The 21147-nt window shown below is 54.7% G+C and carries 21 protein-coding genes; 19 read left to right on the top strand and 2 right to left on the bottom strand.

Annotated features, from left to right (window positions below; genetic code table 11):
- Positions 1-8 precede the first annotated feature (8 nt).
- The gene (locus tag NST43_RS29885; protein ID WP_339221040.1) at positions 9-443 is read right to left on the bottom strand and encodes a MarR family transcriptional regulator; all 435 of its coding nucleotides are present in this window, start codon (positions 441-443) and stop codon (positions 9-11) included.
- 121 nt (positions 444-564) lie between these two features.
- Between NST43_RS29885 and NST43_RS29880 the strand changes: the two genes are divergently transcribed.
- The 10 genes from NST43_RS29880 to NST43_RS29835 all read left to right on the top strand — a co-directional run bounded on the left by NST43_RS29880 (position 565) and on the right by NST43_RS29835 (position 10728).
- Positions 565-1149: an NAD(P)H-dependent oxidoreductase gene (locus tag NST43_RS29880; protein WP_339221038.1), complete on the top strand. Its 585-nt coding sequence runs from the start codon at positions 565-567 to the stop codon at positions 1147-1149.
- Positions 1150-1275: 126 nt separating this feature from the next.
- Entirely contained in the window at positions 1276-2130 is an 855-nt protein-coding gene (locus NST43_RS29875) for an SDR family oxidoreductase (RefSeq protein ID WP_339221036.1), read from the top strand.
- A 346-nt stretch (positions 2131-2476) separates the two neighbouring features.
- Positions 2477-4105 (top strand): copper amine oxidase N-terminal domain-containing protein, encoded by a 1629-nt coding sequence (locus NST43_RS29870; RefSeq protein ID WP_339221034.1) that lies wholly within the window; start codon positions 2477-2479, stop codon positions 4103-4105.
- 207 nt (positions 4106-4312) lie between these two features.
- Entirely contained in the window at positions 4313-5404 is a 1092-nt protein-coding gene (locus NST43_RS29865; RefSeq protein ID WP_209986745.1) for an iron-siderophore ABC transporter substrate-binding protein, read from the top strand.
- A complete protein-coding gene (locus NST43_RS29860) occupies positions 5401-6441 on the top strand; it encodes an iron chelate uptake ABC transporter family permease subunit (protein WP_209986744.1) in 1041 nt (346 codons plus the stop codon). Before NST43_RS29865 ends, NST43_RS29860 begins: the two co-directional genes overlap by 4 nt.
- On the top strand, positions 6438-7469 hold the full coding sequence (locus tag NST43_RS29855; protein WP_339221031.1) for an iron chelate uptake ABC transporter family permease subunit: 1032 nt from the start codon (positions 6438-6440) through the stop codon (positions 7467-7469). The genes NST43_RS29860 and NST43_RS29855 overlap by 4 nt, the downstream gene beginning before the upstream one ends.
- Positions 7469-8287: an ABC transporter ATP-binding protein gene (locus NST43_RS29850; protein WP_339221029.1), complete on the top strand. Its 819-nt coding sequence runs from the start codon at positions 7469-7471 to the stop codon at positions 8285-8287. Before NST43_RS29855 ends, NST43_RS29850 begins: the two co-directional genes overlap by 1 nt.
- 166 nt (positions 8288-8453) lie before the next feature.
- Positions 8454-8909, top strand: a complete 456-nt coding sequence (locus tag NST43_RS29845; protein ID WP_339225559.1) for a LytTR family DNA-binding domain-containing protein — start codon at positions 8454-8456, stop codon at positions 8907-8909.
- Positions 8910-8923: 14 nt separating this feature from the next.
- On the top strand, positions 8924-9358 hold the full coding sequence (locus NST43_RS29840) for a DUF3021 family protein (protein ID WP_339221027.1): 435 nt from the start codon (positions 8924-8926) through the stop codon (positions 9356-9358).
- A gap of 134 nt (positions 9359-9492) precedes the next feature.
- The gene (locus tag NST43_RS29835) at positions 9493-10728 is read left to right on the top strand and encodes a dienelactone hydrolase family protein (RefSeq protein WP_339221025.1); all 1236 of its coding nucleotides are present in this window, start codon (positions 9493-9495) and stop codon (positions 10726-10728) included.
- Positions 10729-10748: 20 nt separating this feature from the next.
- On the opposite strand, the gene NST43_RS29830 is transcribed toward NST43_RS29835, so the two are convergent.
- Positions 10749-11852, bottom strand: coding sequence for a UvrB/UvrC motif-containing protein (locus tag NST43_RS29830; RefSeq protein WP_339221023.1), 1104 nt, complete (start codon positions 11850-11852; stop codon positions 10749-10751).
- 205 nt (positions 11853-12057) lie between these two features.
- On the opposite strand from NST43_RS29830, the gene NST43_RS29825 reads away from it, so the two are divergent.
- From NST43_RS29825 to NST43_RS29785, 9 genes are all read left to right on the top strand, one after another.
- Positions 12058-12897 (top strand): MerR family transcriptional regulator, encoded by an 840-nt coding sequence (locus NST43_RS29825; protein WP_339221021.1) that lies wholly within the window; start codon positions 12058-12060, stop codon positions 12895-12897.
- Positions 12898-13020: 123 nt separating this feature from the next.
- Positions 13021-15012, top strand: coding sequence for an FAD-dependent oxidoreductase (locus NST43_RS29820; protein ID WP_339221019.1), 1992 nt, complete (start codon positions 13021-13023; stop codon positions 15010-15012).
- A gap of 77 nt (positions 15013-15089) precedes the next feature.
- The gene (locus NST43_RS29815; protein ID WP_339221017.1) at positions 15090-15635 is read left to right on the top strand and encodes a hypothetical protein; all 546 of its coding nucleotides are present in this window, start codon (positions 15090-15092) and stop codon (positions 15633-15635) included.
- Positions 15636-15794: 159 nt separating this feature from the next.
- Positions 15795-17216: a hypothetical protein gene (locus NST43_RS29810; protein ID WP_339221015.1), complete on the top strand. Its 1422-nt coding sequence runs from the start codon at positions 15795-15797 to the stop codon at positions 17214-17216.
- Between the two features lie 591 nt (positions 17217-17807).
- Positions 17808-18089 (top strand): hypothetical protein, encoded by a 282-nt coding sequence (locus NST43_RS29805; protein ID WP_339221013.1) that lies wholly within the window; start codon positions 17808-17810, stop codon positions 18087-18089.
- Positions 18090-18249: 160 nt separating this feature from the next.
- On the top strand, positions 18250-19098 hold the full coding sequence (locus NST43_RS29800; protein ID WP_339221011.1) for an EcsC family protein: 849 nt from the start codon (positions 18250-18252) through the stop codon (positions 19096-19098).
- A gap of 47 nt (positions 19099-19145) precedes the next feature.
- A complete protein-coding gene (locus tag NST43_RS29795; RefSeq protein ID WP_339221009.1) occupies positions 19146-20330 on the top strand; it encodes a nitric oxide synthase oxygenase in 1185 nt (394 codons plus the stop codon).
- Positions 20331-20406: 76 nt separating this feature from the next.
- Complete coding sequence (locus NST43_RS29790; RefSeq protein ID WP_339221007.1) at positions 20407-20571, top strand: hypothetical protein; 165 nt, start codon at positions 20407-20409, stop codon at positions 20569-20571.
- A gap of 187 nt (positions 20572-20758) precedes the next feature.
- A complete protein-coding gene (locus tag NST43_RS29785; RefSeq protein ID WP_339221005.1) occupies positions 20759-21115 on the top strand; it encodes a nucleotide excision repair endonuclease in 357 nt (118 codons plus the stop codon).
- The last annotated feature ends 32 nt before the right edge of the window (positions 21116-21147 follow it).

The following is a 21147-nucleotide window of genomic DNA, read 5'->3' as shown; positions in this document are numbered from 1 at the left end:
ATGTATTCTTAGCTCAAATAAAATACCTTCTGCTGCAAGAGATCGAGCGCCTGCTCGGTCTCTTTGCGTTCCTCAGCGCTCAGGGCCGCAATACGCTGCTCGAACCGGACAGCGATCTGTCCGAAGGCCTCATTCATCAACGCCGCGCCTGCGGCGGAGAGCGTAATTCCCTGCCTGCGGCGGTCAGCGGGGTCGGTGATGCGGGTACATAGCCCTTTCTCGCTGAGCTTCTTCAGCTCCCGGCTGGTATTGGGCATCGACATGTTCATGCAGTCGCTGATCTCGCTGAGCGTAACAGGCTGGCTGACGGCGATATACTCGACAATCTTATATTGCAGCGGCGTTAAGCCGTCTGAGTTCACATCTCTGGAAATATCGTTTGTTATTTGATGGACGGCAGCAGTAAAGGCTATGAATTTCTGAAATAGATGGTTGTTGTCCATAAGATCACCTCAGAGGTCACGATACCAGAATAATTATCAAAAAACAATTATCATTTGACAAGTAATTTACGGCTGTGTTATGTTTTGGTTATCAAATGACAACTAAAGGGGAATACCACTGATGAATACACTTGTGATCTACACCCATCCGAACCATAAGAGCCTGAGCTATGCCTTCCTGGAGGAAGTACTGCGCGGCAGCAAGGAGAATGCGAAGATTACCGAAGTCAAGGTACTTGATCTGTATGAGGCCGGATTCGATCCGGTGCTGGTGTTCCACGAGAATCGGCGCAGACGGGATATGTACCGGGAACCGGAGCTGGCAGAGTACAGGGAGCAGCTGCTGTGGGCCGATCAGATCGTCCTGGTCTATCCGATCTGGTGGGGACGCCCGCCAGCGATGCTGATGGGCTACATCGACCGGATGTTCGCATCGGGCTTCGCCTACCGGGATAAGGGCGGGCTTTTGCCGGAGGGGCTGCTCAAGGGGAAGAGCGTGGTCTGCATCTCCAGCATGAAGGGGCCCACCCACTACCCGCTGCTGTGGCTGGGGAACTCGCATAAGATTCTGATGCGCAAGGCCCTGTTCAACTATGTGGGCATCCGTAAGGTGAAGTTCTTCGAGTTCGGTAACATGGAGAGCAAGAAGGGGAAGCAGATCAAGAAGCTGGAGCAGATCTACCGATATTTTAAGACAGTTGGGTGAATCCTATAATCTATTTGACATCCGGCCAACTTGTAACTACAATGGTTACATGAGTGATGATTGCCGATGTCAACGAGAGCTTATAGCTGAGATTGAAATACAAGAACCCAAATGGAGGAATATGAGATGACAATCGCATTAACAGGAGCAACAGGTAAATTTGGTTCCATCGTAGCAGAGACTCTGCTGAAGACCGTACCCGCTGAGAATATTGTAGCCAGTGTCAGAAACCCGGAGAAGGCAGAAGCACTGAAGGCCCGCGGCGTAGATGTGCGTCATGGTGATTTCGATCAGCCGGAGACGCTGGATACCGCTTTTGCCGGAGTGGAGCGCCTGCTGATCGTCTCGGCTGACGGCGACAACGACACCCGTATCCGCCAGCATAAGGCAGCTGTAGACGCAGCTGTCCGTGCAGGTGTAGGCTTCATCGTCTACACCAGTGTAGGCGAGGCCGATAACAGCTCCCTGTTCCTGGCGCCGGTACACCGTGCGACAGAAGAGTTCATCCGTGAATCAGGTATTCCGTATGCGTTCCTGCGCAACAACTGGTACCTGGAGAATGAAGTCGGCTCCATTCAGGCCGTGAAGGCCGGTGCTCCTTGGCTGACCTCCGCCGGAGACGGCAAGGTAGGCTGGGCTACACGCGGCGATTATGCTGAAGCGGCTGCTGCTGTTCTGGCTGGAGAGAGCCGTGAGAGTGTCATCTACGAATTGTCCGGTACTCCACTTACCCAGGCAGAGCTGGCAGCGGTAGTTGGCGAGGTTCTGGGCCAAGAAGTTGCCGTACAGCAGGTGGATGACACCGCCTATGCGAAGATTATGGCCGGTGCAGGCGTGCCGGAAGCGGCGCTGCCGATCGTCGTTGCCATTCAGGCAGCCATCCGTGATGGCGCGCTGAATATCGAGAGCGGCGACCTCGCGAAGCTGCTGAACCGTCCGCTTACCCCGCTGAGTGAGGGCGTACGCGCGTTGCTGGGTTAATCACTGTTGGTTGAGTAAGCCCGCCAGTTATACTCTGGCAGGGCCTGCTATGAGAAGAGGCTGTCCTATACCGGGTGTTCGGCAACCGGCAGGCAGCCTTTTTTTGCGTTTGCATGATCTGAGCGGTAGACGCGCGGGCCGGATGTAGATCATAGGGAGCAAAATACGGTGTAAGCCGCGCTGCGGCTGGAGATACAAGCCGATTGGGGGGCGAAGGTTGAGGGGAGTGTTTATTTTTTTAGCCGAGATTGTGATCCAAACCTGAATCCCCTGCGTTTCAGTGTATGTACAGACAAACAGGCAACGTGAACACCACATATGAAACCAACCTAAGGAGTGAAGTGAGATGAAGATGAAGAAACTGGTCGTCCCGATGTTGAGCTTGACCTTGATGATGCCGGCACTGGCAGGTGCAGCAACAATGCCGGGTAACACAATGATGAAGGCTTCGGTGAATACACCGGCTGCAGAGCTGAGAGCGGGCCTGGATTATTTGCTCTCCGAGCATTTCACCCTTGCCGTAACCGCGATGACGAAGGCCTATGACGGTACCAAGGATGCGGCAGCGGCCTACCAGGCGCTTGATCAGAACGCGCTCGATATGCAGCCCGCCATTGCTTCACTGTACGGTGATGCAGGTGCAGCTGAATTCGAACGGATTTTTCGCGCACATAACAAGTATACCGATGATCTGGTGAAGGCGACGAAGAACAAGGACACCGCAGCCGTCAAAGCTGCAGAAGATAAAGTAAGCGGCTTTGTAGACGAGTTCGGAAATTTCCTCGGTACGGCAACAGAGGGCAAGCTTCCGGCAGCTGCCGCGAAGCAGGTTATCCGCAGTCATGAGAACCATGTCCAGGAAGTGTTCGAGGATTATGCAGCCGGTGATTACAAAGGCGCGTATGAAGCCTACCGTAAGGGTTACGCAGAGATGTTCGGCATCAGCAAGGCTTTGTCCAGTGCGATTACCACGCAAATGCCTGCTAAATTCGAGAATACCAAGGCAGATACCAAGGCTGCTGATCTGAGATCCGCACTCAACCAGTTAGCGGGTGAACACTTTGCTCTGTCCGTCCTGCAAATGCAGGAGCAATATGACGGAAGAGCGGCTTCCAATGCGCTGATTGCAGCCGAAGCTATGAATACGGCAGATTTCAAGGCAGCAATTGCTTCCATCTATGGTGCAGAAGGGGCAGCGGCTTTTGAGAAGATATGGGTAACGAATCATGTGAATGCCCAGGCTGATTTCGTAACGGCAGTGAAGAACAATGATGCAGCGGCAAAAGCAGCAGTAGAAGCGCGTATCGCTGGCTTCACCACTGAATTTGCAGCCTTCCTTGATTCGGCTACAGCAGGCAACCTGCCGAAGTCAGCGGGGCAATCCGCATTGACCACTCACGAGAATCAAGTGCAGCAGGTGCTTACGCAATATGCAGCGGGCAACTATGACGTATCGTACAAGACGAACCGCGAGGGCTACAAGACGATGTTCGGGGTAGGCCAAGCGCTGGGCAATGCGATTGTTACGCAGTTCAACGATAAGTTCCAGGATGCAGCAGCACCTGCACCTGCAACACCAGCAGATCCTGCTTCCATGATGAAAGTCTGGATGAAGGTGGGCAGCGGCGTTCTGAACATTAACGGAAAAGTAACTCAAATGGATACCAAGCCGTTCATCTGGAGCGGAATGACCTACATCCCGCTTCGTTATCTGAGTGAAGGCATCGGGGCGGATGTGAAATGGGACAAACAAGCTCAGCAGGTTACCATTAAGGCAGGCAACGACACACTTGTGTTCTGGATGAACAAAGACTTCATGGAAGTCAACGGCATGAGAAAATCCGTCGGCGCCAAAGTCTTTGTGAACGAAGACAACAGAACCGTAGTTCCACTCCGCTTCATCACCGAATTGCTGGGCTGGAACGTACAATGGGGCAACGCCGATCAGTCCATTACCTTGACTAAGAGCATATAATTTTGTGGACAAGAGTTAACCTTCTATATTAGGCCAGGATTAGATCAAGCCCGTAAGCGGCTCACTGTAACAGGTGCCGCTTACGGGCTTTTGTTGAGCGCAGAATCCAGATTTTACATTGACAACCTGTCCAAACACCTATATATTTATCGATAATGATTCTCATTATCGTATAAAAAACCTATTCAGATAAGGAAGGGTCCACACATGAACCGTACCCAAAAGTTCTCTTTCAAGACATTATTCATTCCATTAGCGCTAACTATAGTGCTGGCAGGCTGCTCGTCTAACCAGTCGAATTCAGCAGCTTCACCTTCCCCTGCACCGACAGCAGCTGCAACTAGCGAAGCGGCAAGCACAGAAGCACCAGCGGCGCAGGATGCTGTGACCTATCCGGTTACCATCAAGCATGCGCTTGGTGAAGCTGTCATTAAGAGCAAGCCGGAACGCGTAGTTACTGTGCAGTGGGCTAACCATGATGTGGCTCTGGCCTTGGGCGTTGTCCCTGTAGGCTTCTCGGCTGCGAACTTCGGCGTGCAGGATGGCAGCGGACTGCTGCCTTGGACCGCAGATAAGCTCAAGGAGCTGAATGTAACCGATCCGAATGTGTTCCAGGATACGGATGGTCTTGATTTCGAGGCGATCTCTGACGCCAACCCTGATGTTATTCTGGCCGCGTACTCGGGCCTGACGAAGGAAGACTATGAGACACTGAGCCAGATCGCTCCAGTGGTAGCTTACCCGACGGCTGCTTGGGCTACGACATGGCGTGAGCAGGTGCTGCTGAACGCAGAAGGCATGGGCATGAAGCCTGAAGGCGAGCAGCTCATCAAAGACACCGAAGCCCTGGTTAAGGACAAGCTGAGCAAATATCCGCAGATTGCCGGCAAAAAAGTAGTCTGGGTCAATTTCTCCGCTGAGGATTTGTCGAAACTGCATATTTATACACCTGTGGACTCCCGGGTCGCATTCCTGTATGAGCTGGGCATGACGTATCCCGAGAGTATTACCAAACAAATTACAGACCCTACCAGCTACTCGCTCAGCTTAAGCTCCGAGAATGTGGAAGCCTTGTATGATGCGGATCTGATCGTGGGTTATGGAAATGACGAATTGCTTAAGACGCTCCAAGCAGATTCACTGATCGGCAAAATCCCAGCCATTGAACGGGGATCGGTAGCTTTTATCGACAGTGATACTCCGCTGGTAGCTGCCGGAACACCGAACCCACTGTCCATTGCGTATACGATTGATGAATACCTTGCCTTAATTGGGGGAGCTATTGATAAAATAAAATGATGAGTTCACCGGTCTCGGACGATAACAAGCTAAAATTGCATATGCCGAAGAATTTCATCCTCGTGCTGGTGAGCTGCATGGTCCTGCTGGTCCTGTGCATCATTGCCTCACTGGTACTGGGAGCCCGTCATGTAGGCTGGAATGAGCTGATTGACGGGCTATTCCGTCCAGAGGTGGACAGCTATGGGGCAAACGTGGTCCGCAAGCGGATCTCCCGGACGGTGTTCAGCCTGATGTGCGGCGGGGCGCTCGGTGTATCGGGAGCCTTGATGCAGGCGGTGACCCGTAACCCGATTGCCGATCCCAGCATCCTCGGGGTGAACACGGGAGCTTCTTTGTTCGTGGTCTGCGGAATTGCATTCCTGAACATAAGCACTGCGGGCCAATATATATGGTTAGCCTTAGCCGGAGCTGCAATTACAGCGGTATTCGTATTCGGAATCGGCTCGATGGGGCGTGGCGGAGCCACGCCCATTAAGCTCGTTCTGGCGGGTGCTGCGATCAGTGCGGCCCTGTCCTCTCTGGTTACCGCCATCATGATTCCGCGCGCTTACGTCATGGACCAGTTCCGGTTCTGGCAGGTGGGCAGTGTGGGTGCGGGAACCTGGAGCGGCATTACAACCTTCCTTCCGTTCCTGCTGATCGGCATGCTGATTGCCTTCATTACAGCTCCGGCCCTGAATGCGCTGGCTCTGGGCGATGATGTGGCGACCGGACTCGGTGTCCGCACAGGGACGCTGCGGCTGATCGCCGCGCTGGCGGGGGTATTATTATGCGGAGCGGTGACGGCATTGGCCGGGCCTATCGGGTTCATCGGTCTGTTGTCCACTCACGTAATCCGTCTGATCCTCGGCTCGGACCTGCGGTTCGTGATCCCGATGTCAGCGGTCACCGGGGCTATTATTCTGACCGTCTCCGATGTAGGCGGCCGGCTGATTGGCAGCCCCGGAGAGCTTGAAGTCGGTGTGGTCACGGCCTTTGTAGGGGCACCGATCCTGATTCTATTAGCGATGAAGTCGAAAGTGCGATCCTTATGAGAAATGAAACGATTGAATTCATTATGGCGGGCAGACGTCAGAGATACCGCCGGGGCCTGATTGTTACCAGCCTGCTTGCAGTACTTGCTTGTGTACTGTGCTGCGCGATGCTTCTGCTCGGTAATACCGTCTATCCGGCCTCGGAGGTCATCCGCGTACTCTCCGGGGAAGAGCTGAGGGGTGTCTCCTTCGCCGTGAATGTGATCCGGCTGCCGCGGATGCTGGCGGGTCTTTTTGCCGGATTCGCCTTCGGCATTGCCGGGTACACCTTCCAGACAATGCTGCGCAATCCGCTGGCGAATCCGAATGTCATTGGCATTACCTCCGGATCAAGTGCGGCGGCGGTATACTGTATTGTGATCCTGCAAGCCAGCGGAGCTGTAGTCTCTGTTGCTTCGGTTATCGCTGGCCTTGCTACCGTGCTGCTGATCTACGTGCTCTCCAGGGGAAGAACCTTCTCCATCGGGCGGTTAATTCTGATCGGAATTGGCCTTCAGGCGATGCTGGATGCCGTGATCTCCTACCTGCTGCTGATCGGCTCCGAGAAGGACATCCCTTCAGCGGTCCGCTGGCTGACCGGCAGCCTGAACGGCTCACAGATGCGCGAGCTTCCGCCGCTGGTGATCATCGTGCTGATCTGTTCGCCTGTCATCATACTGCTGGGCAAGCATCTGAGTATTCTCGAGCTGGGGGAGCAGTCGGCTACCTCGCTTGGAGTCCGCACAGACCGGACCCGAATTGCACTGATTGTCAGCTCTGTCTGTATGGTGGCGATTGCTACGGCTACTACCGGACCTATTGCGTTTGTTTCCTTCCTGTCAGGGCCGATTGCTAAAAGACTGGTGGGTACAGGTGCCTCCAGCATCATCCCCGCAGGTCTGGTGGGTGTGAATCTGGTCCTGGCGTCCGATCTGATTGGACAATTTGCTTTTGAGTACAGATTCCCTGTAGGCATCATTACCGGATTACTCGGAGCGCCTTATCTGATCTTCCTGTTAATCCGCATGAATCGAAAGGGAGAATTATAATGAACAAGGCACATGTGTTTGGAGCTGAGCAGTTGATAGCGGGCTATGAGAATAAGACGATTATTCATGGGATAGACCTGGTGATCCCGGATCGTCAGATCAGTGTGATTATCGGCTCCAACGGCTGCGGGAAATCCACCCTGCTCAAAACCATGGCCCGGCTGATCAAGCATACCGCAGGCCAGGTGACGCTGGACAACAAGCCGATCTCGCAGATTCCGGCCAAAGCGCTGGCCCGGGTCATCGGGCTGCTGCCGCAATCACCGATTGTGCCGGAAGGGATATCGGTTGCCGATCTGGTGGGACGCGGCAGATTCCCGCACCAATCCTTGCTTGGGGGCTGGTCCCGGAAGGATTACGAGGCCGTGGCCGAAGCGATGGAGATTATGAATATCACCGAATTCGCTAACCGTAATATTGATGAGCTCTCAGGCGGGCAGCAGCAGCGGGTCTGGATTGCGATGGCCCTGGCCCAGCAGACCGATATCCTGTTCCTGGATGAGCCGACCACCTTCCTGGATATCACCTATCAGGTGGAGATTCTGGACCTGCTCACCGATCTGAACCGCAAGCATGGAACCACCATCGTCATGGTACTGCATGATATCAACCTGTCCGCCCGGTATGCCGACCATATCTTTGCACTGCATTCCGGTCGGCTAGTTGCGGAGGGTGCGCCCGCAGAGGTCATCACAAGCCTGCGGGTCAAAGAGATCTTCGGACTGGATTGCACAGTCATCCCTGACCCGGTCTCCGGTTCCCCGCTGGTCGTGCCTAGAGGGCGGTATCATAACAGGCAGGGGAATGCGCCAGAGTAAGGACTAGGGCATCACATTCCTGGAAGCTCCACATCGCATATGAGGCTGTCTGACCGGTCCAACCGGAGGGCAGCCTTTTGGCGTACCTGTGTAAAAGTTATATTTGTCGTATGGGAGCGGTTCCCGTATCATGTACATTAATTAGGCAACAGACCTTCAAATCTGAATTATCGCAGGTGATCCTATCCGAATTTCCATCGAGCAAATCAGCAGGGAGCAGCAAGAGGAAATCATCATCAGATGCTATGAAGCAACTGATGAGATCAGTCAGATAGTACATAAGCTTAAGGCAGAGACTCTGGTCCTGCTGGGAGTACAGGAAGAGCGGGTCAGCCGCATCAAGCTCAGTGATGTCTATTATTTCGAAGCTGTGGATGGCAAAGTGTTTGTCTACAGCGAGAACCAGGTGCATGAAGTGAAGCAGAAGCTGTATGAGCTGGAGGAGCTGTGCCGGGACAAGAACTGTTTTCGCGCCTCCAAATCCACGATTCTGAATATCGCCAAGATCGAGAGCGTGCGTCCGTCCCTCAGCGGCCGGTTCACAGCACTGCTGGATAACGGGGAACGTGTAGTCATTTCAAGACAGTATGTGCCCGTACTGAAACAAAGACTTGGATTATAAAGGGGGATTACAGCATGAAGCGTTCTGAGGTTGCCAAAGACATCATCCGCGATTTTCTGGTTATCTTCGCATCCATTATCATAATCATTACGGTGCTGCGGCAGATTTTCATGCCGGAACTCGCCTTTGACCTGACATCCATCTATACGATTATGGGCTTCTCCCTGCTTGGTGCATTGACAGGCTTGATGTTGTACGCTCCTGACGAGGTAAGCGAGCAGGCGATGCGTGTGAGAATCGTTATTCATTTTCTCCTGCTGGAGCTTCTGTTGATTACCCTTGCCAGCCTGATCGGAGCTGTAGCCAGTGTATCCGCTGCACTTCTGTTTGCCCTGCAAATCGCTGTAGTCTATGCCATTGTCCGTCTGCTGTCCTATGAGAAGGATAAGAAGGAAGCGGAGCAGATTAATGAGCGACTGAAGGTAGTGAAGCAGGACATCCGTGAGTAATTCCGTAGGGAGTGCCGCGCGGGGGTATTGTGCATCTTATTGCCCTGTAGCTACAGCTTACCGTAAATGGGTATACACCCTTTTCGCAGTTTTTTATGATGAGTTCATCACTTAACGCGAAAAGGAGAATCTCTATGCACAGCCGCATCAAGCTCATAAGCTGGATTAGAATTACCCTGTTTATCGTATTCGTTATACTGACATGGTCCCCCGTTATCGATTGGAGCTTCAGTTGGGTATTACTGGCGGTATTACTGTTTGTTTTTGCGCTGAAAGGCTCGGTTGATCTGATCCGCAAGAAGACAGGCGTGAGACCGTCCAGGCGTTCAACCCGGGTGTGGAAAAGGCTGCTAACCGCTGTGGCGCTGCTAATTGCACTTATCCCGCCTATTCTATTCCCGCAGTACCGTACACCTGAAGTAACTGGGAAATATGAGGTCAGAACGGCTGTCTACACCTATACAGACACTACCCGAGTGGAGGAGTTTACAGATACGGGGGAGCACCGGCGGGTGAATGTGGAATTCTGGTATCCGGGCCATGCGGAGGGCAAGTATCCGCTGATAGTCTTTTCTCATGGAGCCTTCGGGGTTAGAGAGAGTAACGCTTCAACCTTCACGGAGCTGGCCAGTCACGGCTATGTTGTGGTATCCATCGATCATCCTTACCATTCCTTCTATACACAAGGCGCGGACGGGAAGGTCACTATGGTTAATGCAGAATATATGCGTGAGGTTAACGACTCCAATAAAGACGGAGTATACACCGTGGAAGAGCTGTACGGCCTTACGCAAAAATGGATGAAGCTGCGAACCGGGGATATGAATCTGGTAATCGATACGATTCTGGATAAGGGGGGAAGTGACCAGGAACCTGTATACCAACTGATCGACACTAAGCACATTGGCGTAATCGGCCACTCCATGGGTGGTGCGGCAAGCGTGGCGGTTGGCCGGGAGCGCAGTGATGTGGATGCTGTCGTAAATCTGGATGCCCCGTTCTTCACCGAGCTTGTGTATGACCGGAAGATGAATGATCTGGTGGCCAAAGAAGAGCCTTACCGCGTACCTCTGCTGAACATCTATACAGACGATGTGTGGAGACAGCTCGGCAAGAACTCTGCTTATGCAGCGAATAAGACCGGTAATCCGAACTTCAAGGATGCGTATACCGTTCATTTTGAGGGAGCCAAGCACTTGAGTCTCACGGATCTGCCGCTGTTCTCCCCGATACTTGCGAATATGCTGCAGCGCGGGCAGGCGGATATCGATAAATATTACTGTATAGAGACGATGAACAGGCTAATTCTTGAATTCTACGACTATACGTTAAAAGGCACCGGGCAGTTTGCGCCGCAGGCGGTGTATTAAGGGGGAGGCAGAATCAAGTGCTACATATCCAAGACTGAAGACTGAACCAGTACCGCTATCCCTTCCTCTAACCCCGTTACACCCTCATCGTCCAGCCACTCCGGCGGGACGAGCAGATAATGGCTGGAGCTGCTCTTCAGATAGCTGTAGATGATCTGTGCCTCGTCGATCTTGTGGCGGCTCATCTCTTCGGTAGCGGCGGTCTGGCTGCTGCTGCGGAAGACCTCCCGGGCGGATGCTGCGATCATCCCGGTGAGCTGCCCCTCGTTCAGCGCGTCTCTAGCCAGCAGGGTGCGGTAGAGGATCATGCTGCCCTTGATGAGGATCAGCTTATGGGACTGCTCGTCCACCGGCTCCAGCACGATAATATTCTTGTTCGCTCCGGTGAATTCGATCACCTGCTCCTTCTGCAGCAGCGAGTGGACGGCACCCAGATAATCGCGGAATTTGGCGGCGGTCTCGAAGTCGAACCGCAGCGCAGCTTCCTCCATCCGGGCTTCCAGTCCGGCTACAATTCCGCTGTCTCTGCCTTCCAGTAAGCAGATCATCTCGTCTATGACGGCTTCATACTGTAGCACTGCTGCCTCCCCGCCTCCGCACATGCCGATGCATAGGCCCAGCGAATGGTTCAGGCAGCGGGAGCTGCGGGAATGGGGGCTGCTGCACAGAATGCGCTGTGATTCTTTGATGCCCAGCACCGCTTTCTCCACCGTACTCCGGCTGGTATAAGGGCCATAGACGAGGCTGCCCGCCTCTGCACTTGGCTCATAGCCGATCTCAATCTGCCGGTAAGGCGCTTTGTCCACGATGGAAATATAGCTGTAGGCGAGCGGATTTTTCATTTTGCGGTTATACATCGGCTTGATCTCTTTGATCAGCTGGCATTCCAGCATGAAGGCCTCCAGCTCCGTATCGGTCAGCCGGTAGTCCAGATCGCGGATATGCTTAACCAGCTGCTTCACCTTGGGCGAATGTCCCTTATTATTATAAAAATAAGACTGGACCCGCTTCCTCAGCTGCTTCGCCTTGCCGACATAAATCACATGGCCCAGGCCGTCCTTCATCAGGTATACGCCAGGCGTTAAGGGCAGGCCGGCGACCTTGTCTGTTAGCTGTGCGGGCATGACAGTCGCCTCCGTTCGTCAGTTTCTTCCGTATCTTTCAAGTATAGACCATGCCGCCGTCACCTGCGACAGCAAAAGCTCCTCCCGGTGCTCCGGCAGAAGCGGTGTGACATAATCCACAATGTCTCCCGGCCAAACCCTCTATCATTAACTACATGAACGATAGGCATGAACGTATGCGATCAAGTAAGCTGGGGGGCTGCTGATGAAGTATTCAATCGGTGAATTTGCATCCATTCTGGGAGTGACGGCAGATACACTGCGCTTATATGAGAAACATGATATTGTCCGGCCGATGAAGGATCAGCATAATAACTACAGGTATTTCAACGATCTGGATGCGCGGAATCTATTGACGAGCAGATGGTACCGGAGCATGCAGATTCCACTTCAGGATGTGGCCGGGTTGATCAAGGACGCGCCGTGTGAGCAAGTGGTGGAGTCGATTGCTGCTGCGGGTATGCAGCTGGAGGAGGAGATCCGGCGCAGCACGCTGCTGCTCGGCAAGATTCAGGAGATTCAGTCGGAGCTGGCGCAGGTCGGCGCATCCCTATATACGTGCAAGATGAAGCAGGTGCCGGGCATGTACCGGATTCAGCAGACGAACAAGAATCATTTGCTGCAAAAGGAGGATCTCAAAGACACGGTCCAGGCGTGGATGGAGCTGCTGCCGTTCACCTTTTATTCCTTCCGGGTTGAGAATAAGGCAGGCGAATGTATCTGTGGATTAGGGGATCTGGAGTATAGCTGGGGACTTGGCCTGCTTGCGGAGGATCAGGTGAAGCTCGGGGTCTGCTTGAACGATGGCGTGGAGGTTCTGGAGCCGGCGACCTGCATCTCTGCTGTCATTGTCAGCGGCCACGAGGATTACCTGGAGCGGGGAGCGTTCGGGTTCATGCTGGACTATGTGAAGGCACGGAATTATAAGATTAGCGGGGACATCAGCGGTAAAATTCTGTTCACCGAGCGCACGAATAACGGCAGCAAAACGTATCTGGAGATTAATATCCCGGTAGAATCGGATGAAGGGTCCGCCCTACTTTGAGAAAAGTTTCACATATTGTTCATTGACCTTGGTACAGTACCAAGGTTTACACTGTGTGCGGTAGTCAGCAGTCCTATTAGAGAGAGAAACGGGGCTGCATTAACCACACAGGGGGAGAAATTGATGCGTAAGCAAGCAACAAAACAGGTGTTTCTATTCACCGTATGTCTGGTATTGGTCCTGTCGCTCCTAAGCGGCTGCAGCGGTAACAATTCCGCCGCACCGGCAGCCTCAGAGCAGCCGTCCGCTTCGCCGCAGGCATCACAGCCAGCGGATACAAGTGCTGTACCGGCAGACTTCAAAGAGGGAACCTATAAAGCAGAGGCCGAAGGCAAGGACGGCAAGATTCAGGTTGAGGTAACTCTTGACGATCATTCGGTCATTACCGGGATCAATGTGGTCAGCCAGAACGAAACCGCCGGAATCGGGGTGGAGGCGATCAACAAGGTCAAGGAGGAGATTCTATCCGGCCAGACCCTGAATATTGATGCCGTCAGCGGTGCGTCCGAGTCGAGCAAGGCGATTCTGACCGCTGTGGAAGACGCGCTTAAGCAGGCGGGCGGCAATGTGGAGGCTTTTAAAACAAAGGCTGTAGTGAAATCGGGAGAAGGCAAGACCGAGCAGCTGTCCGCAGATGTGGTCGTGGTTGGTGCAGGTGCGTCCGGTGTGTCGGCAGCGGTATCGGCAGCTGATAAGGGCGCAAAGGTGATCCTGATCGAGAAAACAGCGACGATCGGCGGCGCGAGCAACCTGTCCTGGGCGGGCAAATTCTACAACTCCTCCGCCGCAGTAAGCAGCGGGCTTAAAGTAGAAGTCGAGAAGGAGATTGCCGACTGGATCGTGAACAATCACTGGCGCGTGGATGCGGCGGCGATCCGCCAGTACGTCACGAAGTCGGGCGAGACCTATGACTGGCTGACCGGCAAGGGCTACACCACTACCTTCCTTAACTTCGCCGGGGAACAGCTTCATATGCTGCCTCCTTATGAGACCCGCCAGGAGCTGCTGCGCAAGATGCTTGCAACATCCGTAGAGAAGGGCGGCGGACAGGTGATCACGGAGGCCACCGCGCAGAAGCTGATGACTGGCGCTAACGGAGAGGTGACCGGAGTCGTTGCTAAGAAGTCTGACGGAACCACCCTGGAGATTGCAGGGGCAAGCGTTGTAATGGCTACCGGCGGGTATGCCGGGAATAAAGAGATGGTTAAGGAAGCTTTTGGCTTCGAAGGCCTTAATGGCGGGCTTGGGCAGAACATCGGCGAAGGGCTGAAGATGTCCTGGGAGATCGGCGCGAAGGTGCCGGACAACTTCGGCGGACAGATGCTTCACCAGACGCTGGCCAGAGCTACAGACAAGCTGAAGACACAGTACGAGCCGTTTGAAGCCAGCTATCCGATGATGCTGTCTTACCTGCCAACCCTGATGAATGTTGGCCCTTCGGGCGCAAGATTCAGAGATGAGGCGGCGACGCTGACTGCGGTTGCGGCAGCGAATACCAGTGCTTTTAACGGAGCTTATCATCTGGTTATTGTCTCGCAGGCGCAGCTCGATGCGCTTAAGACCAAGGGGATGAAGGGGCTTCAGGCACCTAAGCTGCCGGGTATGCCGCCGGAATTCTATGCATCTTATAAAGACAAGTTCACGCTGGAGCAGCCTTGGAAGGATGCCGACAAAGTCTTCGAATCCATGGTAGCGAACGGCGATGGCTTCAAGGGAAATACGCTGGAGGAGCTGGCGAAGAATGCAGGGATGGACCCTGGAGTATTTGCCGCTGAATTCAAGCTCTATGAGGAAGCAGCGAAGACGGGCACTGATACGGAGTTCGGCAAGGCGAAGGAATATCTGGTTCCCATGGGCAGCAGCGGGCCTTATTACGCCGTTATTGCCGAGATCAACAACCTCTGTTCGGTTGGCGGTCTGCTGGTCAATACCAAGTTCCAGGTACTGAATGATAAGCGTTTGCCGGTCAAAGGACTGTATGCCGTGGGCGTGGAGTCTGAAGGAGTGCTTTTCAATGATACCTATGTAGGCAACGGAGTTGGACTGGGTTACTCCTTCACCTCCGGGCGGCTTGGGGGCGAGGATGCGGCAGCGGGCGCATTGGCTAAGGAATAGCCTCTTTATAAGTAATTCTCCTCTTTTCGCCGATAAAGAGTTGTCCTGAACTTTACGCGCGAGAAGAGGAACGTCCGATGTATTTTCCCATATCACGAATCAACGCCGCTTCGCTGACCCGCTCATCGCAACAGGCGGACCACACTTCAGCCGGGTCATCTTCGCTCAGCTTCCCGGAGATGATGGCGGCTGTGGGAGCGGCAATTGAGGATCAGGCACGCAGAATCAAGGCAAGGTACGGTCTGTCCGTCCGAATTATGGCGGTAGCCAAAGGCGGCAGCAAGGGGAAGAAGACTAATGCAGGAGACCGGAGGGATCAGCGGGAGCTTGTAATCGCTCCGAATATTCTGCAGCAGATGAGCAAAGATCCTGTGATGCAGCGTAAGGTCTATGGCTACCTTGACGAGTATGTGCGCGAGCCGTACCCCTCGCCCGGCCATAGCCTGATTGTTCACAGGGACGGCACCTCCACCCTTCTTCCTGACGCCGCTAGACCGGCAGCAGTGCAGGAGATTACCCATCTACATACCGGGCAACCGGAAATCGCGGGCAGCTTATACGATCAGGACAGACTCAAGCAGCTCGCGTTCCTCCGGGCCAGAAGAGCAGGCAGGCACCGGTAACAGCGTGTAATCCGCAAATAAGATCCCTGAATCCATGTGATGTGGAGGCGGGGGTCTTTTTGCTATCCTCCGCGTCCCTGAGGCGAACAATGGCCTATCCTCCTGCATAGCATATAGCACCTGCTTGCTATTTGTAAGTGGAAAGGGGGCGCATGGCTAATGGGTATCCAGCTTACTGCGATTCATTGGGTGTATCTGGTGTTTATTGTGTTCATTCTGGCGCTGCTGATCAAGCGGCGTGATACAACCATGATCTGTGTGACCGGGATTCTGGCGCTCGGGCTGCTGGCAACGGCGACGCTTAGCGGGTCGGTGTCGGGGATCTTTAACTCTTTTGTCTATGCGACTAAGGAGCTGCTCGGCACCATAATGATTATCTCCATTATCGTGGCGATGAGCCGGATTCTGATTATAACAGGTATCAACGAGACGATGGTATCGCCGCTCACCCGGTTCCTGCGCACACCGGCGATGGCCTACTGGGGAATCGGACTGATTATGATGGTAACCTCGTTCTTCTTCTGGCCTTCTCCTGCGGTAGCGCTGGTCGGGGCAGTTCTGCTGCCGGTGGCGGTCCGGGTCGGCCTGCCTGCGCTGGGCGCAGCGGTAGCCATGAACCTGTTCGGGCACGGGATCGCCCTCTCCGGCGATTATATTATTCAAGGCGCTCCGAAGCTGACGGCGGATGCCGCCGGTCTTCCGGTGTCCAGTGTAATGCAGGCCAGTATCCCTCTGGTTGCTGTGATGGGGATTGTCACTACGGTAAGCGCATTCTGGATGATGAAGCGGGACCAGAAGAACGGCACCTGGAGAGATGGCCGGGTCGCTTCGCCAGGAGCAGCAGAACCGCTGACTGATGCGGGGACGGAAGATGAAGGGCAAGTCCTCATGAGTGACCGTCTGCGAAAAGGGCTGGCCATCGCCATTCCGCTGCTCTTCCTGCTGGATGTGACCGGCATGTTCGTGCTTCACCTGCAAGGCGGTGATGCTACCGCGCTGGTCGGGGGAACCGCCGTGCTGATCCTGATTGTCGTTACCCTGCTGGCCCATCGCGGCCAGGGGCAGGGGCTGGAAAAAATCACAGCCTATCTTATTGAAGGCTTCATCTTCGGCTTCAAGGTCTTCGGGCCAGTCATCCCGATTGCCGCCTTCTTCTATCTGGGCGACGCCGCCTTCACCGAGCTGTACGGCAAGGTGCTGCCGGACGGCTCGCACGGCATCGTGAACGACCTGGGCGTGGCCCTGGCGGATCACGTACCGCTGAACGGGGCGGCATCCGCCGTAACGCTGACGGTGATCGGCGCGATCACCGGCCTCGACGGCTCCGGGTTCTCCGGCATCTCGCTGGCCGGCTCGATTGCCGGGCTGTTCGCCGCCGCGATCCACTCCGGCGCGGCAACGCTGACCGCCCTTGGGCAGGTGGCCGCCATCTGGGTCGGCGGCGGCACCCTGATTCCGTGGGCGCTCATTCCCGCCGCTGCGATCTGCGGCGTCAGCCCGTTCGAGCTGGCCCGGCGCAATCTGAAGCCGGTCCTGCTGGGTCTGGCGGCCATGACGATTGTCGCCATGTTCCTGGTGTAGGCGCCGCTTAGGATTCCATCCCCTCCACCCGCCAGGGTGCATACGGACTCCAGGCCCACCACCACTCGGCCCATATGGACCCCAACGCTGTAATTCCATAGCCACCACCACTCGAGTACACACAGACCTGGGCGCTGTAACTTCATAACCTCCGCCACTCAGGTACGTACGGACCCCAGCGCCGTTATTTCCAGAAATCAGCCTGTTTTCGAACCCATGCGGACTCCAGAGCCTTTATTACTCCCATTTGGCCCAATTCGGCCTTGCTTTTGGAGGGATAAGGTCTCTCCAGTCCGCATGGAGCGCAAGGCCACGGTTTTGAGAGTAATAACGACCGTACGGTCCGCATGGAAAAAGAGTGTGCGAAAAGGGGACAATCCCCTCCACCCGCCCAGGCGCACACAGCCCCCAGTACCGTGATTTGCGGACCCCAGCCTGTTCCCCCAACTCACACGTAGCGCCAGTTGCTGCCCGCCACTACCAGTTAGATATTCGCCCCGGGTGAACCCCGCGCCTACAATCCGCATAAGATTTCCTTCCCTAATCCATCCTACAGAAGTACGGACATTGTGATAGAGGGGGAAGGATCTTATGAAGCACTACGAATCCAGTCTGCGTACCAACAGTACGGTCGATCAGGCGCATGATGCGGTGACGAAGCTGCACAACGCTGTAACCCAGGCTTCGAGTCATCCGACCAGTCAGATGCTGGATCAGGCAGAAAACAGCCTGGAGCACGCTGAGGAAGCCGTGCACCATGCCCCGGAAGGTTCGGTCGGCAGACAAGGGGTAGAGCTGGTCCAAGAGAGGCTGGAGGAAGAGAAGCGCAGATTGTCTTCGCTGGATGGGCAGGCAGGCGAGTCCCAGGATTAGAGCCTGAACCAGGCTATGATGAACAGGTATTCCCGGAGTTGATCCGGGAGTGCCTGTTTGCTGTTAATGGTATCCGAGGCCCGAATGGGGGCTTGTGCAATCATTTGCTGTAAAAAAGGTTATAAGGTAATGACGAGACCATTCAGGGGAGGTACAACCTATGCCAGAAGCGGACAACACCGGTTCATGGAGTCCTCCGGAGACACCGGAGATGCTGCATGCTGCGCTTAAGGAAATTACCAAGTGGGAGAAAGAGCAGAATAGGCTGATGATCTGGGACCGGATTACCCGGTTGCCCTTCAAGCTGCTTGATGCAATTACGCCAAAGGTTATCCATGATAAGGTAGGCCGGCTGCTCGATGAACTGGGCGGCTACATCCAGAACGGCGGCAACTATCTGGTGGCCGGGCGCAAGGTGGGCAAGCTGATGGAAGAGACAAGCCGGGCGGCGGGCGCTTCGGAAGACGGGCCGTTCCCGCTGGCTGTAATGGATGCCGTAGCGCTCCGGCTCGCGGATAGAAGCCGGAATACGGCTACGGCGCAGGGGGCGACCACGGGCTTCGGCGGGATTTTCACACTGGCTGCGGATATTCCGGCCGTCCTGGGCCTCTCCTTGAAGGCGATTCAGGAGATTGGCTTGTGTTATGGCTACGATCCGACCGATAAGGCGGAGCGGATCTTCACCGTGAAGGTGATGCAGTTCGCCTCCTCCGATGTGGTGGGGAAGCGCACGCTGCTGAAGGAGCTGAATCTGCAGGCAGGCGGGGACGGCAACATTCTCGCCGCAACCAAGGAGACCGTGTCCAGGATTCAGGGCTGGAAGGAGGTAGTGACTGTATACCGCGACAATTGGGGCTGGAAAAAACTGCTCCAGACCATTCCGGTCGCAGGTATGTTCTTCGGCGCTTACCTCAACCGGAAGACGCTTGAAGAGGTCACAGAGGCTGCGCGGATGCTCTACCGCAAAAGACGGATTATCTCCAGACTGGCAGAGCTGGAGCAGAGATGATACGCTGAGGGTACTGTAGCAGGGAACGCACGGATAGGAGAGAGAAGATGAAATACACAGTTCCACAGCATGACACCCAGGAATTGATCCGGCAGGCGGAGTCCTTCATCACGGCCTGCTATCAGGAACTGGGGTTAACAGAGGGCGAACGGGACCTGCGTCTGGCGGACATACGCGAAGAGGTGCAGCGCACAGGTACATACAAGCATACGGGAGAAGAGCTGGCACACGGGGCAAGGATGGCCTGGCGCCATAACAGCCGCTGCATCGGAAGACTATTCTGGCATTCCTTAGATGTGATTGACGCCCGCAGAGCAGAGACTGTAGCGGAGGTCGCGGAGGCGCTGCTGCATCATATGGGGCATGCCAATAACGGCGGCCGTATCCGGCCGGTCATTACCGTCTTCCGCAGTGAAGAGGAGCAAGGCCATGCTATCCGGATCTGGAATCATCAGCTCATCCGCTATGCCGGTTATCCCGGGGAAGGGGAGCATCCGCGTGCTGGTGACCCGGCCTCGGACGAATTCACCGCAGTCTGCCTGAAGCTGGGCTGGCAGGGTACCGGCGGGGACTTCGATATTCTGCCGCTCGTGATCGGCATCGGCGGGGAGGAACCCCGCTGCTTCCCTATCCCGGCAGGACTTGTACAGGAGGTGCCGCTCAGCCACCCGGAGATCCTGCAATTCACGGAGCTAAGGCTGCGCTGGTATTCCGTTCCGATTGTCTCGGACATGTGCCTGGAGATCGGCGGCATCCGTTACCCGGCAGCGCCATTCAACGGCTGGTACATGGAGACGGAGATCGGCTCGCGGAATTTCGGGGATACGGACCGCTACAACCGTCTGCCTGCGGTGGCTGATCTTCTGGGCCTTGACCGCTCCACTAATACCTCGCTGTGGAAGGACCGGGCGCTGCTGGAGCTGAACCGTGCCGTCCTCTATTCCTTCAAGCAAGCGGGGGTTAGTATTGTGGATCATCATACAGCGGCAGACCAGTTCGTCCGCTTCCAGGAGCAGGAGAAGCAGCAGGGGCGTGAGGTATCCGGTAAATGGGGCTGGCTGATCCCGCCGATGTCGCCTTCCTCCACGCCGATCTGGAATGATAACAAGCTGCGTGATTTGCAGCTAAGCCCGCGCTTCGTCTACCGGAAGAAGCAACAGGCGGACCCTGGGAAGCATGAGGTAGCGGAAGCGAAGGGCTGCCCTTTTCATCAGTCTATGAAGAGTGATTGATCAATAACCAATCGTTGCTGGAGCGGATGCTTCGGCATAAAGGGGAGGCCTATATGAATAAGCGATCCGGCAGGCCATGCAGGCTGGAATGCTGGAGGTCAATCGTCTGATGGAGAGTAAGTTCACTGTTGCCGGGTTTGCGCATCCTGAGGTCAAGGTGAGCACCTTCCTGGCTAATTCGATGCTGTGCAATATGGCGCTTACGCTGAACATGCCTGAATTGAAGCCGAAGCGCAAGTAACCTATGGGCCTGAGAGTGGAGTGTATATATTAGTGACTGATCAATTACCTGCATGATTTGTAGCCGCTCAGCCGGATTTTTTAATTTCCTCTTATAGCTCAAGGGTAATTTGCACAAGATAGAAATAGTCACGTTACCCATTCTGTGATACTATTTATTTCTATATCCAATGAGGAAGTGAAGCTTAATGATCAGCATTACCATTCCGTCACCGGAAGTTATTATTTACAAGCAAGCTAACCCTGAGCTGAGCCATATTTACGGATTCACCGATTTCCACCTGATTACCCGCGAAGCCGGCGGCATCTTCATGTTCTACAATGATCAGGACGAGCTGCTGTTTGTGGGCAAGGCCCGCAAGCTGAGACCGCGGATCAAGAAGCATTTCGAGGACAATGTATCCGTAATGAAGCCCCACCGCGACGAGGTTACCCGCATTGAAGTCTGTATCATCGAAGATCCAGTGGACAGAGAGATTTATGAGACATACATCGTGAACAAGCTTCGCGCGAAGTACAATGTCGAGAAGGTTCTGTATAAATAAGGTTTGGCGAAAAGGCGTGGTCCCTGCGGACT

This window comes from Paenibacillus sp. FSL H8-0332 (assembly GCF_037963835.1).
Classification (GTDB): Bacteria; Bacillota; Bacilli; order Paenibacillales; family Paenibacillaceae; genus Paenibacillus_AQ; species Paenibacillus_AQ rhizoplanae.
The sequence above is the reverse complement of the archived record's forward strand: the minus strand, read 5'-3'. Positions and strand labels throughout refer to the sequence as shown.